The organism is Peribacillus sp. NPDC101481, from assembly GCF_044767165.1.
Lineage (GTDB): Bacteria > Bacillota > Bacilli > Bacillales > DSM-1321 > Peribacillus.
In genome coordinates, this window is the sequence record NZ_JBIWNJ010000001.1 from 1,078,457 (window position 1) to 1,092,901 (window position 14,445).

The window sequence follows — 14,445 nt, forward strand, 5'->3', positions numbered from 1 at the left end:
ATGTACTAAACAATTATAATATATCATCTTTAGCAGGTCAACCAATAAAATCAAACTTATTTTGAATATCATCATGTTATTATCATAACTTTTCACTAAACAATCATTCAACTTGCATGAAAATCCAATTTATAGCATGTCTCCCCTTAATGGGCCATAAGCTTACTAAGAGGTGACAGTCATGCATGAGCTATTTTTATTCTTATTATTCATCGCGATATTTTTGGCGGGTATGTCAGTTTTACGCATCGGACTGTTCAATATGTCCGGTGCTGCATTAAAAAATTTTCTCTCGAAGGTAACGGATAAGCCATGGAAAGGCTTCATGGCCGGAACCATCTTTACGGGGATCCTGCAGAGCAGCTCGGCGGTCATGGTCATGACGGTCGGCCTCGTTTCCGCAGGAAGCTTAACGTTCCCGCAAACAATCGGGATTATTCTTGGAACGAATATCGGATCCACCTTTACAGCAGAGTTCATGACCTTTTCCTTGGATCGTTGGATCATTCCCGGTGTCGTAAGCGGCGCTTTTCTTTGCTTCATGCCAAAAGCATTACCGAGAAGCATAGGGATGTCCCTGATTGGTATCTCGGCCATCTTCGCGGCGATGAGCGGTTTTAAAATGCTTTCGACACCGATTGCAGCTTATTCTTCGATACAAACGCTCATCCATTACATAGAGGGCCATATGAGTTATGCCCTATTAGCCGGGATATTATTGACCGCACTCATTCACTCCAGTTCGGCAACCATCGGGATAGCCATGAGCTTTTTGATGAACGGGGAGTTATCCGTCTCCTCCGCAATCATCATCATGCTCGGATCGAATATTGGCACTTGCATCACCGGATACATGGCCAGCATCGGTTCTGGCAAACAAGCTGCCTTCACAGCTTATGCACATATTTGGCTAAACGTCATCGGGGTTGCCGCATTCCTGCCTTTTGTGGACATTCTGGAAAGCGCCGCTGCCTTTTTCACCGAAAACAAGGGGACACAGCTCGCCCATGCCAGTGTGATTTTCAATATCTTGACTTCTTTGGCCGTCTTGCCATGCTCACGGCAATTCTCCAACCTCATTCTTTTGGTGCATCGGCAACACTTAAAGAAATAAGGAGCTGTCCAAAACTCATTAGAGACTTTCTTATGGGCAGCTTCAGGGGAAGATGGACATAATGTGTAGCTGTAACAGATATAAAATGATAAATGATTACCGGGAGGTTTTTAGCTAATCTTTTTATAATTAACTTTATGGTTTATTAAGCTCAAACCACTCAATATAACAGCAGCTAATATCTAAATCCACAAACCTATATTAGGTAGATGAAAAACGTTACTGCCATTATATATAAAAGAAAGTAAATCCCTTTTTTTCATTTCCCCCCCCTGTTCATGCATTTAATATAAGTCTGTTTACTCCCTGATTGATACCCCTAATATCCATTGAATCCACAATAAACTTTTTCCTGAATTTATAGGTTCCAAAAATGACAAGTAAAAGTCCAAAATTGAAACGTTTCTACTTTTTCAAGGAAATAAGCGCAATGCAATGCACTGCACAAAGGCATAGGCACTCGATTTATAATCCGTTTTATGGAAGTAATAAAAAACAGGCGGAGAAAAATAATTCATTTTTTCTCCGCCTGTTTTATTTTAAGGACTTATTATACGGTCCCTTACAAAATCAATAATCGGAATCAGCCGTTAAGCCCTTTACGATGGAAACACCTGCACTCGCACCAATTCTTGTTGCACCAGCTTCAATCACTTTCTGGGCATCGCTCGTGTTGCGGACTCCGCCTGAAGCTTTGACACCGATATCCGGGCCAACTGTTTTTCTCATAAGCGTGATATCTTCAACAGTCGCTCCGCCGGTCGAGAAACCAGTTGATGTTTTCACAAAATCCGATCCGGCTTTTACGGCCAATTCACATGCACGGACTTTTTCTTCATCAGTCAATAAAGAAGTTTCAATGATCACTTTTGACAGAGCCTTACCAGTGGATGCCGCTACAACAGCACGAATATCCCGCTCTACCAACTCATCATCCTTGTCCTTCAATGCGCCGATATTGATCACCATATCGACTTCGTGAGCGCCATTAGAGATGGCGTCTTTCGTTTCAAAAGCTTTGGTTTCCGGTGTGGTTGCACCTAGAGGGAAGCCGATAACGGTACAAACTTTCACTTCTGAACCTTCCAAAAGTTCGCTTGCATATTTCACCCAAGTTGGGTTCACGCATACGGAAGCAAAGTTATACTCTCTAGCTTCTTCGCATAATACCTTTATTTGCTCTTTGGTTGCATCTGCTTTTAATAACGTGTGGTCAATTAAACCTGCTACATTTTGTGACATTAATAAATCCTCCTCAAAAACAATTTATACCTAGTTGTACGTACCTCTCATAATACCATAGTTTATCCACTTTGACGATATATATAGTCTTTACCCGAAAGTGCCAAGATAACACATCTAAAAGAGGATAAAAAAAAGACAGCGATTTACCGCTGTCTTAGATTAAATATTGGATACTTGTTGCAACGGAAAATCCTTCACGACCGTCACGAACTGACCTTCACTAAATGGATAGCCAGACTTTGTAATCTTCACCTTGACGATTTCACCGACCATTTCTTCCGAAGCCGGGAAGACGACTTTCATGTAATTATCGGAATAGCCCTCATAAAGGCCATTTTCCAACTTCGTTTCAGGAATGACTTCAAGAACTTCCCCCTCGAATCGGGAGGCATACTCTTTTGCCAGCTGATCCGACAACGTGATAAGGCGATGTACGCGCTCATTCTTGACATCTTCATCGACTTGATCTTCCATACGGGCAGCCGGAGTCCCTGTCCTTTTTGAATAAGGGAAAACATGAAGTTCGGAGAATTTATATTTTTCTATAAAGTTATATGTCTCCATGAATTCTTCTTCTGTTTCACCTGGGAAACCTACGATGACATCAGAGGTAACAGCAAGACCCGGAAGCGCAATTTTCAACTTCTCGATCCGATCCCCGAAGAAATCCATCGTATATTTACGTCTCATCCGTTTTAGAACTGTATCGGAACCCGATTGGATTGGTATATGCAAATGACGTACAACTTTTTTCGAATTCGTCAGCACTTCAATGATCTCATCTGTAATCTGGCTGGCTTCGATGGATGAAATACGGATACGCTTCAATCCATCGACTTTTTCCAAGTCACGCAGCAGCATCGCCAAATTATAGTCTTTCAAATCGTCTCCGTAGCCGCCAGTATGAATTCCGGTGAGGACTAGCTCTTTATAGCCTGCCTCGACAAGCTGTTCAGCTTGGTTAACGACTTCCTTTGGATCGCGGGAACGCATCAAGCCACGGGCCCAAGGGATGATGCAGAAAGTGCAGAAATTATTGCAACCTTCCTGAATCTTAAGTGAAGCTCGTGTACGGTCTGTAAAAGCAGGTACATCCAATTCTTCGTAGACACGGTTTTTCATGATATTCCCTACGGCATTGATTGGCTCACGCTCAACCTTGAATTGCTCGATGTAATCAAGAAGTTTAACCCTGTCCTGTGTTCCTACAACAATATCCACACCTGGTATGGCCATGATTTCTGCCGGTGAAGTCTGTGCGTAACATCCCGTTACCGCTATGACGGCATTCGGATTTTTACGAATGGCACGACGGATGACCTGACGGCTCTTCTTATCGCCAGTGTTTGTCACCGTGCATGTGTTGATGACATATACATCGGATGTATTTTCAAACTCAACACGATCATATCCTCCAGTTTTGAATAATTGCCATATGGCCTCTGTTTCATAATGATTCACTTTACAGCCTAATGTATGGAAAGCGACCGTTGCCATTTTTCATCACCTCAAAAGTTCTACATGATAAGAAACAGCGGAAAGTGCATATAAAGGTGCTGTTTCAGTTCTTAATATTCTTGGTCCAAGACCGCAAGCCATAAAACCGGCATCAGTCAGTTTTTCAATTTCCTTATCTGCTAAACCACCTTCAGGCCCAAAAACGAATAAGATGGATTGCCCAGCGGTGATATCTTTCAGGACAGAAGCGAGTACAGAAGTTTCCCCCTGTTTTGCCACTTCTTCAAAAGCGATTAATTTATGATCGAAACCTGAAGCATAACCAGCTAGCTGATCTGCCGTCATCGGTTCCTTGATGGCAGGGATAACCGTGCGGTGAGATTGCTCAGCCGCCTCTTTTGAAATCTTCTGGAGCCTCTCCAATTTCTTACCTACCTTTTTGTGGTCCCATTTTACCACCGAACGAGCAGCAATAAAAGGGATAAATTCAACGGCACCCAGTTCAGTACCCTTTTGAACGATATATTCCAACTTATCCCCTTTAGGCAGACCGCTCGCTATCACAACCCTTACAGGAAGTTCCTTTTCTTCATTCTTCCATTCGGAAACGGTCCCTATAACAGCATCATCAGTAATTTCCGAAATTTCCGCGACAGCTGTCATACCATTACTTTTTACCGTAATGATCCGCTCCCCTGGTCCCATCCTCATCACCCTGGCGATATGGTGAAAATCATCGCCTGATATCGTCACCGTGTTTCCATTGATGTCTACATCGTTAAGAAAATACCGTTGCACACTGCCACCCACTTCGTCTAGTCTAAAAAACTCACAGGCCAACAGTCAGGAATCCAGAATGCAAGCCATGCAAAAATTCAAGCTAAAAAAAGGTACTCTGACTATCAAAATACCCGATAATCAGAGTAACTTTTTCAATTAATCATTTCTTTTCGCGATTATTGCCACCCAATCTTCCATCAAGATCGTTTCCTCAATGGTGAAACCAGATGCAATAATCGCATCCTTCACATCTTGTTTCTTAGTTTGAATGATTCCGGAAGCGATGAAATGTCCGCCAGGTTTAACGACTTTCGCTACATCATCCGTAAAACGCATGATCACCTCGGCAAGAATATTAGCCACGACGATATCCGCTTGTTCATTCACACCATCCAGCAAATTGCCTTGTGAAACGGACACTTTATCCTGCACGTTATTTATTTCCACGTTTTGTATGGCTGACTGTACTGCCACTTCATCCAAATCAAGGGACTGGATCCGTTTTGCGTCCAATAATGCAGCTGCAATGCTTAGAACACCAGAACCCGTTCCTACATCAACGACTAAATCCCCAGGCTGTACTGTACGCTCCAGCGCTTGGATGCACATGACCGTCGTCGGGTGTGTACCCGTTCCGAAAGCCATGCCTGGATCAAGTTCAATGATCAATTCGTCACTGCTAACTGGAGTGTAGTCTTCCCATGTTGGCACGATGGTAAAACGTTCGGATATCTTGACGGGGTTATAATATTTTTTCCAAGCCGTCGCCCACTCTTCCTCATTCACTTCACTAATTGAAACAACATTTTTCCCAAGGTCTATATCAAAAAGAAGGAGATTATTTATTGATTCCTTAATAGCATCAACGGTATCGTTAAGAAAGCTGTTAACGGGCAGATAAGCCTTAATGACTACACCTTCATCCGGATAATCATCTGGGTTTAAGTGGTAGATTTCGCCAAAAACATTTTCACGTTCCTTGACTAATTCTAGAGGATCCTCAATGACAACACCGCTCGCACCTGCCTCATGAAGAATATTCGAAACAGGTTCAACCGCTTCATTCGTTGTTTGGATTGCAAATTCAGACCACTTCATAATCTACCAACTCCCAATTTGTTCTTTTACTTTTATTCACCTATCTTTAAAAGCACGCTTTACTTTTGAGAAAAAGCCATCATCTTGTTCATCTACGCCTTGTCCGCTGATATCACTGAACTCACGAAGCAAGTCCTTTTGTTTTTCCGTTAATTTCTTAGGGGTGACCACTAATACGACCACATGCTGATCTCCTTGGCCATACCCTCTTACATTCGGAACACCTTTGCCTTTTAAACGGAAACGAGTGCTTGTTTGTGTACCTGCTGGAATCTTCAGCTTCACTTTTCCATGCAGCGTCGGAACTTCTATTTCATCACCCAATGCTGCCTGGGCAAACGTAACCGGCATTTCACAATAAATATCATCGCCATCCCGCTCAAAGAATTCATGGCTGCGTACATGGAAGACTACATACAGGTCTCCCGCCGGACCGCCATTTATTCCTGGCTCTCCTTGGCCGGTTACACGCAACTGCTGGCCATCATCAATTCCTGCTGGCACCTTGACTTGGATCTTTTTACGTTTTTGGACTTTTCCGTCGCCGCCGCATGTTGAACATTTATTAGGAATGATTTTTCCTGTACCTTGACAATGGTGACATGCTCTCCGGTTCACAATCCTTCCGAACGCTGTGTTTTGTTCAACATTCAATTGACCGGTTCCATGACAATGTGAACAGTTTTCCACTTTTGTACCAGGTTTGGCACCGGATCCTTTACATGTATCACAATTCTCTTCACGCGGAATTTCAATCTCAGTTTCTTTTCCGAATGCAGCCTCTTCAAAAGAAAGCGTCATCGTATACTGTAAATCCGCCCCTTGACGCGGTGCATTAGGATCTCTCCTGCGACCGCCGCCGCCAAAGAAGCTACTGAAAATATCTTCAAAACCGCCGAAACCGCCAAAGTCCTGACCGCCAAAGCCTTGATTGGGATCTGTATGTCCGAATTGGTCATAATGGGCCTTTTTCTGTTCGTCACTCAATACTTCGTAAGCTTCCTTGATTTCCTTGAATTTATCCGCAGCATCGTCCGCTTTATTAATATCAGGGTGATATTGTTTGGAGAGCTTTCGATACGCTTTTTTGATTTCATCCTTCGAAGCACTTTTCGAAAGGCCTAACACCTCATAATAATCGCGTTTACTCATATCTAAAATCCACTCCCGATTCGATTCACATAAAGGTAATATTATCACTGAACGAAGATAATAATCAACTAGAAAAGTACAAACGGCGTTGACACATTTTTGTAATTGGTACTGCCAGCCCCGATTTGCACATCTTTTTCTCTAAAATCCCATGATTCCCCACCAGCGATTGAAACACTTCCTGACAATGATTCCATCCATTGTAAAAAAAGCCAAAGTCAAGATAACCTGACTTTGACTTTTTTACAATGGCAGGCAGAAACTAACTGCCCAATATTTCAGTGCCCCGATTGGGCCACTTTTTATTTTTTCTCTTCTTCGTTAACTTCAGTGTATTCAGCATCAACCACATTATCGTCTTGAGCTGATTCGCCAGCACCGGCTTCTCCAGCTTGCTGAGCTTTTGCCGCTTCTTCATAAAGCTTCATTGTCAAAGCTTGAACGATTTCGTTAAGCGCATCTTTTTTCACGCGGATTTCTTCAAGCTCATTTTTCTCGATTGCAGCTTTCAGTTCATCCTTCGCTTCATTCGCTTTTGTTACTTCCGCTTCGTCCACTTTACCTTCTAGATCTTTCAGCGTTTTTTCCGTTTGGAAAACTAATTGATCAGCTTCGTTACGAAGTTCAACTTCTTCTTTACGTTGTTTATCGCTATCGGCATTTTCTTCTGCTTCACGTACCATGCGTTCGATCTCTTCATCAGAAAGTCCTGAAGATGATTTGATAGTGATCGCTTGTTCTTTGTTCGTGCCAAGATCTTTCGCACGAACGTTCACGATACCGTTTTTATCAATATCGAATGTCACTTCAACTTGCGGAACTCCACGCGGTGCCGGTGGAATGTCACTCAATTGGAAACGGCCAAGAGTTTTGTTATCCGCAGACATTGGACGCTCACCTTGAAGGACATGGATATCAACTGCCGTTTGATTATCAGCCGCTGTCGAGAACACTTGTGATTTACTTGTCGGAATCGTAGTATTACGGTCAATCAGTTTCGTGAATACTCCGCCCATCGTTTCAATTCCAAGTGAAAGTGGAGTTACATCAAGAAGGACAACGTCTTTAACATCCCCTGTTAATACGCCACCTTGAATTGCTGCACCCATTGCCACCACTTCATCAGGGTTTACACCTTTGCTTGGTTCTTGACCGATTTCCTTTTTGATTGCTTCAACAACCGCAGGAATACGTGTAGATCCACCAACAAGGATTACTTTGTCGATTTCAGATGCTGAAAGACCAGCATCTTTCAATGCTTGACGAGTTGGTCCCATAGTGCGTTCCACAAGACCTGTAGAAAGCTCATCGAATTTAGCTCTAGTCATTGTTACGTCCAAGTGAAGCGGGCCAGCTTCTCCAGCAGTGATGAATGGTAAAGAAATTTGAGTTGACGTTACGCCGGAAAGATCTTTTTTCGCTTTTTCAGCTGCATCTTTCAAACGTTGAACCGCCATTTTATCTTTTGAAAGGTCGATTCCGTTTTCTTTCTTGAATGCTTCAACCAGGTAATCAATGATGACTTGGTCGAAATCATCCCCACCTAGACGGTTGTCACCAGCTGTGGACTTAACTTCGAAAACGCCATCTCCAAGTTCCATGATCGACACGTCAAATGTACCGCCGCCTAGGTCGAATACAAGGATCGTTTGATCTTCTTCCGTTTTATCCAAACCGTATGCAAGTGCTGCAGCTGTCGGTTCGTTGATGATACGTTCCACTTCAAGGCCTGCAATTTGCCCAGCATCCTTAGTTGCTTGGCGTTCTGCATCATTGAAGTAAGCAGGTACAGTGATAACCGCTTTAGTCACTTTTTCGCCAAGATACTCTTCAGCGTATGATTTCAAGTATTGAAGGATGATTGCAGAAACTTCTTGAGGTGAGTATTCTTTTCCTTCAATTACTTCTTTATGGTCAGTACCCATATGGCGTTTAATGGAGATGATCGTATTAGGGTTTGTAATCGCTTGGCGTTTTGCCACTTCCCCTACTTGCCTTTCTCCATTTTTGAATGCCACTACGGATGGAGTTGTACGGTTTCCTTCTGGATTCGGGATTACTTTTGGTTCCCCGCCTTCAAGTACAGATACACAAGAGTTTGTTGTACCTAAGTCAATACCAATAATCTTGCTCATAGTTTCACTACCTCCCAATTATTTATATGTAAAAATCTATTCGTTCACTTTTACCATTGCAGGTCGAATCACACGGTCTTTAAGAAGGTATCCTTTTTGGAATTCCTCGACGACGATGTTCGAACCGAAGTTTTCATCCTGAACTTGCATGACCGCTTGATGCAAACGCGGATCGAACTCTTCGCCAACCGAACTGATCGGTTCGATGCCTTCTTTAGACAATGCATCAGTAATCGCTTTATAGACCATTTCCATGCCTGATAGCAAGGATTTCGTCTGTTCATTTTCCGCTTCGATTTTTGTAGCTCTTTCAAAATTATCAAGAGCCTCCACTAAATCACTAGCAATGCTTTGAACTCTATATTTTTGAGCCGCCTCCATATCAAGCTTGGCACGGCGTCTTGAATTATCAAAATCGGCCTGCAGACGAAGATAACGGTTATCCATTTCCTCGATTTTCGCCTCAAGTTCAGCAATCTTTTCATGAGCCAATTGAAGTTCATCTTTTTCAACCGGACCTTGGTTTTCTTCCGCTGGAATTTCTTCTTCAGCGAAAACTGCTTCTGCAGAACTTTCCTCGATTGTTTCATTTTCCAATGTTTGTTCTTCGTTTTTATTTTCTGTCACAATCTCACCTCCCTAAAAGGGTTATACAATTTATGCTAAAGTAATATGCCAGGCCGCGGAATATGCTTCTCCGCCACCTTAACAATATTACCTTTGCTACTATTTTTGATACAGTTTTGTCATCAGGGCCGTTAAATCTTTCGAGAAGAACGAAAGCAAACTGATCACTCTCGAATATTCCATTCTCGTTGGACCCAATATGGCCAATGTGCCAACTTGCTCCTGCCCGATTGAGTAGGTCGCCGTAATCAAACTGCAGTCATCGAGCACTGTGTTTTGATTTTCACGGCCGATCTTGACGTGGATGCCCGATGGATTTTGAGTAATTAGTTCATAAAATCCCTGTTCCTGCTCAATCATCGATAAAAGCGTACTTACTTTAGCAATATCATGGAACTCCGGCTGCCTCAGCATATTCGTTTTCCCGCCAAAAAATATTTTTTCGGGCTTTGTGTCCGTCAGGGTCTCCGCAAGGGTCGAGACCATCGATCCATAGTTATGAATGTGGCGGCTCAATAGAACTGCCACTTCCTTATAGATCTTATCCTTTAGATCAACTAGCGGAACATCGACCAAACGGGAATTCAATATGTTCACCATCTTCTCGATTTCGTTTATATCAAAAGAAGGCGGTAAGGAAATCATTCGATTTTCCACATGACCTGTATCTGTAATGATGATGGCTATTGCCGTTTCAGGACTTAAAGGAATGATCTGGATTTTTTTCAGCTTATGCTCATTCACTTTTGGCCCCAGTACAATCGCCGTATAATTCGTCAGTTCCGAAAGTATTTTCGCTGACTTCTGTACGATCTTTTCCAATTCATAAATTCGTTCTACAAAAACGGATTTTAATATCTTCACTTCATTCTTTTTCGGAGCTTGAGGAGAAAGTAAATGATCCACATAATATCTATACCCTTTTTCAGAAGGGACCCTACCGGAAGAGGTATGGGTTTTTTCTAAAAATCCCATTTCTTCAAGATCGGACATTTCGTTGCGAATTGTGGCAGAGCTGAACGTAATTTCATCTTTCTTCGACAAGCTTCGTGACCCGACTGGCTGGGCAGAATGGATGAAATCCTCGATTATCACTTGTAGAATCAATAATTGACGATCAGTTAGCATGTATGATCACCTCTGTTAGCACTCTGTCTCATCGAGTGCTAATATACTAATAAATTATCAAATGAAGCTTATGATGTCAACAATGAAAACCGCTAATTCACCGTTAAAATAACTTGAGTTTCCTTCAGTCGGAATCAATAACGCCCAAAAATGATTGGAACACTTCATTTCCAAGCAGTTTGCCCTGCTCAGTCAAGCGCACGAACCCGCCTTCCACCTTAAGCAGACCCTTTGCCGATCCTTCTTCGAGCGGTTTCCTGAAAATCTCCGTCATTTCAACAAAAAATTTATTCTTGAAGATTTCCAATGAAACTCCTTCCGTTTTCCGGAGCCCCAAAAACATCTCCTCTTCCATCCGTTCATGAAGCGGTACTGGGTGCTCTTCCAATACAGGCAGCTCGTTTGCCAGCAATGGCGTGATATATTTCTTCACAGGTCCATGATTGGCAACCCTTTTACCTCCAGTATAGCCATGTGCACCGGCACCAATCCCATAATACTCCACATTATCCCAATATGTCAGGTTGTGCCTGCTTTCAAACCCAGTTCGGGCAAAATTACTGATTTCATATTGATGCAGACCATGCTTCTCCATCTCTTCCATCAGTTTCTCATACATCGAAGCCTCGAGCTCCTGAGGCGGCAGGTTCAATTTACCCCTTCGCATCTGGTTATAAAAAACAGTCTTCGGCTCAACGATCAATGAGTAGCTGGAATAGTGCGGCAATTGAAGGGCAATCGCTTTATCCAGCGTATCCTTGAAATCTTCCATCGTTTGGCCCGGCAATCCATATATCAAGTCGATGCTGATATTCGTAAAGCCAACCTCTTGAGCCAAATGAATCGTTTCATATACTTCTAGAGCCCGGTGAGTCCGGCCGATTCGTTTTAACAATTCATCATTGAAGCTTTGCACTCCAAAGCTAAGTCTATTGACCCCTGAGTCATAAAGTATCTTCAGTTTTTCCCTCGAAAGGTCCCCTGGATTGGCTTCGAATGTATATTCAGCCTTTTTGGGATCAAAGGGAAGGGTTTCATTGATCGCTTCACATAAGAATGCAAGCTGCTTTTCATCAAGAGAGGTCGGTGTCCCTCCACCGACGAAAACCGTATCCAAACCGGCAGTCGGGTATTTGGAAAGCTGCATCACCATTTCCCTTTTCATCATCTGTAAATATTCTTCGACCGGCTGTCCCTGCAAAAATACTTTATTGAAATCACAATAGTGACAAATATGTTCACAAAATGGTATATGGAGGTAGGCGCTTTTAATCATTGTGTTCACAACCTTTTAATCGAATGAGTCGATAGAAAAAGAGGCTAGATTTCCTCTACCCTCTTTTTACTATCTATCGTTTATTTTATTTATTTCTTTGGTGTCGTATCATCCATTTTCAAAACAGCCATGAAAGCTTCTTGCGGCACTTCAACGGAACCTACCTGTTTCATCCGCTTTTTACCTTCTTTCTGTTTTTCGAGCAACTTACGTTTACGGGAAATATCGCCGCCGTAACATTTAGCCAATACGTTTTTGCGCATTGCACTAATTGAGGAACGGGCGATGATTTTTTGCCCGATTGCTGCTTGGATCGGCACTTCAAATTGTTGTCTTGGAATCAATTTCTTCAATTTTTCAACGATGACTTTACCGCGCTCATAAGCAAAGTCCTTATGAACGATGAAACTTAAAGCATCGACAGTTTCAGCATTCAGCAAGATATCCATTTTCACAAGCTTGGACGGTTTATAGCCGATCAGCTCATAATCGAATGAAGCATAGCCTCTTGTATTGGATTTCAATTGATCGAAGAAATCATACACGATTTCCGATAATGGTATTTCGTAGTGAATGCTTACACGGGTCTCATCGATATATTCCATATCAATGAAGTTTCCGCGTTTATTTTGACAAATTTCCATGATCGCCCCGACAAACTCCGTCGGCGCCATCATCGTCGCTTTGACATATGGCTCCTCGACCCGTTCGATCTTTTGGGCATCAGGCATATTAGACGGGTTATCCACTTTCAGGACCGTTCCGTCCGTTTGGACCACATCATAAATAACACTCGGTGCAGTGGTGATCAGGTCGATTTTGAATTCACGTTCAATCCGTTCCTGGATAATTTCCATATGAAGGAGCCCAAGGAATCCGCAACGGAAACCGAAGCCCAATGCTTGCGATGATTCCGCCTCGAACTGCAGCGCTGAATCGTTCAATTCCAATTTCTCCAATGCATCCCTTAAATCATTGAATTTCGATGCGTCAATTGGGTATAGGCCGCAATATACCATCGGGTTCATCTTCCGGTAACCCGGCAATGGTTCTGTCGCACTGTTCACGGCACTTGTAATCGTGTCACCAACAGTCGTATCACCAACGTTTTTAATGGCTGCCGTAAGGAAACCTACATCACCTACGTTCAGTTCATCCAACAGCTGGGTTTTAGGGTTGAAGACACCCAATTCGGTAACATCGAATTCCTTGCCAGTGGACATCATTTTGATTTTATCGCCCACTTTAATGGAACCCTCAACAACACGGATATAGGCAACTACACCTCGGTACGCATCAAATAGTGAATCGAAAATAAGCGCCTTGAAAGGAGCATCCGGATCACCTTGTGGAGCTGGAACCAATTCAACGACCTGTTCCAGAATCTCCTCGATTCCGATTCCCGCCTTAGCAGAAGCCAAGACTGCATCGGAAGCATCCAACCCGATCACTTCCTCGATTTCTCCACGCACACGTTCCGGATCTGCACTCGGCAAATCGATTTTATTGATGACCGGAATGATTTCCAGGTTGTTGTCCAATGCTAAATAAACGTTTGCAAGCGTTTGGGCCTCAATACCCTGTGCCGCATCGACAACAAGGACAGCTCCTTCACAAGCTGCAAGGCTTCGTGACACTTCATACGTAAAATCGACATGTCCCGGTGTATCAATAAGATGGAAGATATATTCTTCTCCATCTTTCGCGTTATATTTCAATTGAATCGCATTCAATTTAATCGTAATTCCACGCTCACGCTCTAAATCCATGGAATCCAACAGCTGACTCTTCATTTCACGCTGAGTCATGGCGTTCGTTTTTTCAATGATACGATCCGCCAATGTAGATTTACCATGATCAATATGAGCGATGATGGAAAAGTTACGAATTTTTGATTGTCTTTTTAATTTTTCTTCTCTATTCATGACGTTCACTCCCACTTGTCGACACAATACACTATTTTTTATTATATCAATAGAAAATGCAAGATTCAACAGAATAGTTACAAAAGAAGCCTCATTGCAGGGCATCGGATAAAAAAAGGCTGCATTCCGGATTCGGATGCAGCCTTTTGGCAGGGCACACTCAACTTACTTCATACCTAAATCATATCAATAAGTGCTTGAAAGGCCCCTGATATGGTCTCTCCAAGCGTTTTGCCGATCGATGAGAAAAAGTTGAAGGCCTTCATTTCTTCAAGCTTTTCTTTTTTCGTCTCCAAATCATGACTGGTTACTTTTTCGCCAAGGATATCCGCTTCCATCTCCCCTTGGTCCGATTGGTTAATAATGAATGCACTATTCAAAGAGGGATCTTCATACCCCTTCATTTTTTTCATCCCGTCGTTCGCTTGCTGCATCCCGATTAGAACACCTAAAAATAATACGAGCACAATCCCTGTACATTTCAACCAAAATCGAACCATGATAGGA

At 42.7% G+C, this 14,445-nt stretch carries 12 protein-coding genes; 1 reads left to right on the top strand and 11 read right to left on the bottom strand.

What is annotated here, in order from left to right:
- Positions 1-181: 181 nt before the first annotated feature.
- The gene (locus ACIROD_RS05200) at positions 182-1,114 is read left to right on the top strand and encodes a Na/Pi symporter (protein WP_402938476.1); all 933 of its coding nucleotides are present in this window, start codon (positions 182-184) and stop codon (positions 1,112-1,114) included.
- 570 nt (positions 1,115-1,684) lie between these two features.
- On the opposite strand, the gene deoC is transcribed toward ACIROD_RS05200, so the two are convergent.
- From deoC to ACIROD_RS05255, 11 genes are all read right to left on the bottom strand, one after another.
- Positions 1,685-2,356 carry a deoxyribose-phosphate aldolase gene (gene deoC, locus ACIROD_RS05205; RefSeq protein ID WP_230177031.1) on the bottom strand — a complete coding sequence of 224 codons (672 nt, stop codon included), beginning with the start codon at positions 2,354-2,356 and terminating at the stop codon, positions 1,685-1,687.
- A gap of 162 nt (positions 2,357-2,518) precedes the next feature.
- Positions 2,519-3,856: a tRNA (N(6)-L-threonylcarbamoyladenosine(37)-C(2))-methylthiotransferase MtaB gene (gene mtaB / locus ACIROD_RS05210; RefSeq protein WP_402938480.1), complete on the bottom strand. Its 1,338-nt coding sequence runs from the start codon at positions 3,854-3,856 to the stop codon at positions 2,519-2,521.
- 6 nt (positions 3,857-3,862) lie between these two features.
- A complete protein-coding gene (locus ACIROD_RS05215; RefSeq protein WP_402938483.1) occupies positions 3,863-4,615 on the bottom strand; it encodes a 16S rRNA (uracil(1498)-N(3))-methyltransferase in 753 nt (250 codons plus the stop codon).
- 138 nt (positions 4,616-4,753) lie between these two features.
- Positions 4,754-5,695, bottom strand: coding sequence for a 50S ribosomal protein L11 methyltransferase (gene prmA, locus ACIROD_RS05220; RefSeq protein WP_101222610.1), 942 nt, complete (start codon positions 5,693-5,695; stop codon positions 4,754-4,756).
- A gap of 36 nt (positions 5,696-5,731) precedes the next feature.
- On the bottom strand, positions 5,732-6,847 hold the full coding sequence (dnaJ, locus tag ACIROD_RS05225) for a molecular chaperone DnaJ (protein WP_101222611.1): 1,116 nt from the start codon (positions 6,845-6,847) through the stop codon (positions 5,732-5,734).
- A 302-nt stretch (positions 6,848-7,149) separates the two neighbouring features.
- The gene (gene dnaK, locus ACIROD_RS05230; RefSeq protein WP_101222612.1) at positions 7,150-8,982 is read right to left on the bottom strand and encodes a molecular chaperone DnaK; all 1,833 of its coding nucleotides are present in this window, start codon (positions 8,980-8,982) and stop codon (positions 7,150-7,152) included.
- Between the two features lie 36 nt (positions 8,983-9,018).
- Positions 9,019-9,609 carry a nucleotide exchange factor GrpE gene (gene grpE / locus ACIROD_RS05235; protein ID WP_101222613.1) on the bottom strand — a complete coding sequence of 197 codons (591 nt, stop codon included), beginning with the start codon at positions 9,607-9,609 and terminating at the stop codon, positions 9,019-9,021.
- Positions 9,610-9,708: 99 nt separating this feature from the next.
- Positions 9,709-10,737, bottom strand: coding sequence for a heat-inducible transcriptional repressor HrcA (hrcA, locus tag ACIROD_RS05240; protein ID WP_402938488.1), 1,029 nt, complete (start codon positions 10,735-10,737; stop codon positions 9,709-9,711).
- A 124-nt stretch (positions 10,738-10,861) separates the two neighbouring features.
- Positions 10,862-12,013 carry a radical SAM family heme chaperone HemW gene (hemW, locus tag ACIROD_RS05245; protein ID WP_101222615.1) on the bottom strand — a complete coding sequence of 384 codons (1,152 nt, stop codon included), beginning with the start codon at positions 12,011-12,013 and terminating at the stop codon, positions 10,862-10,864.
- Between the two features lie 89 nt (positions 12,014-12,102).
- Entirely contained in the window at positions 12,103-13,938 is a 1,836-nt protein-coding gene (gene lepA / locus ACIROD_RS05250) for a translation elongation factor 4 (protein ID WP_095389815.1), read from the bottom strand.
- Between the two features lie 176 nt (positions 13,939-14,114).
- Entirely contained in the window at positions 14,115-14,438 is a 324-nt protein-coding gene (locus tag ACIROD_RS05255) for a YqxA family protein (protein WP_053535740.1), read from the bottom strand.
- Positions 14,439-14,445 lie beyond the last annotated feature (7 nt).

Excerpts from the sequence above, each read along its gene's own strand:
- deoC (WP_230177031.1), bottom strand. The coding sequence starts at position 2,356 with ATGTCACAAAATGTAGCAGGTTTAATTGACCACACGTTATTAAAAGCA.
- ACIROD_RS05200 (WP_402938476.1), top strand. The coding sequence starts at position 182 with ATGCATGAGCTATTTTTATTCTTATTATTCATCGCGATATTTTTGGCG.
- lepA (WP_095389815.1), bottom strand. The coding sequence starts at position 13,938 with ATGAATAGAGAAGAAAAATTAAAAAGACAATCAAAAATTCGTAACTTT.
- ACIROD_RS05255 (WP_053535740.1), bottom strand. The coding sequence starts at position 14,438 with ATGGTTCGATTTTGGTTGAAATGTACAGGGATTGTGCTCGTATTATTT.
- dnaK (WP_101222612.1), bottom strand. The coding sequence starts at position 8,982 with ATGAGCAAGATTATTGGTATTGACTTAGGTACAACAAACTCTTGTGTA.
- mtaB (WP_402938480.1), bottom strand. The coding sequence starts at position 3,856 with ATGGCAACGGTCGCTTTCCATACATTAGGCTGTAAAGTGAATCATTAT.
- hemW (WP_101222615.1), bottom strand. The coding sequence starts at position 12,013 with ATGATTAAAAGCGCCTACCTCCATATACCATTTTGTGAACATATTTGT.
- hrcA (WP_402938488.1), bottom strand. The coding sequence starts at position 10,737 with ATGCTAACTGATCGTCAATTATTGATTCTACAAGTGATAATCGAGGAT.
- dnaJ (WP_101222611.1), bottom strand. The coding sequence starts at position 6,847 with ATGAGTAAACGCGATTATTATGAGGTGTTAGGCCTTTCGAAAAGTGCT.
- prmA (WP_101222610.1), bottom strand. The coding sequence starts at position 5,695 with ATGAAGTGGTCTGAATTTGCAATCCAAACAACGAATGAAGCGGTTGAA.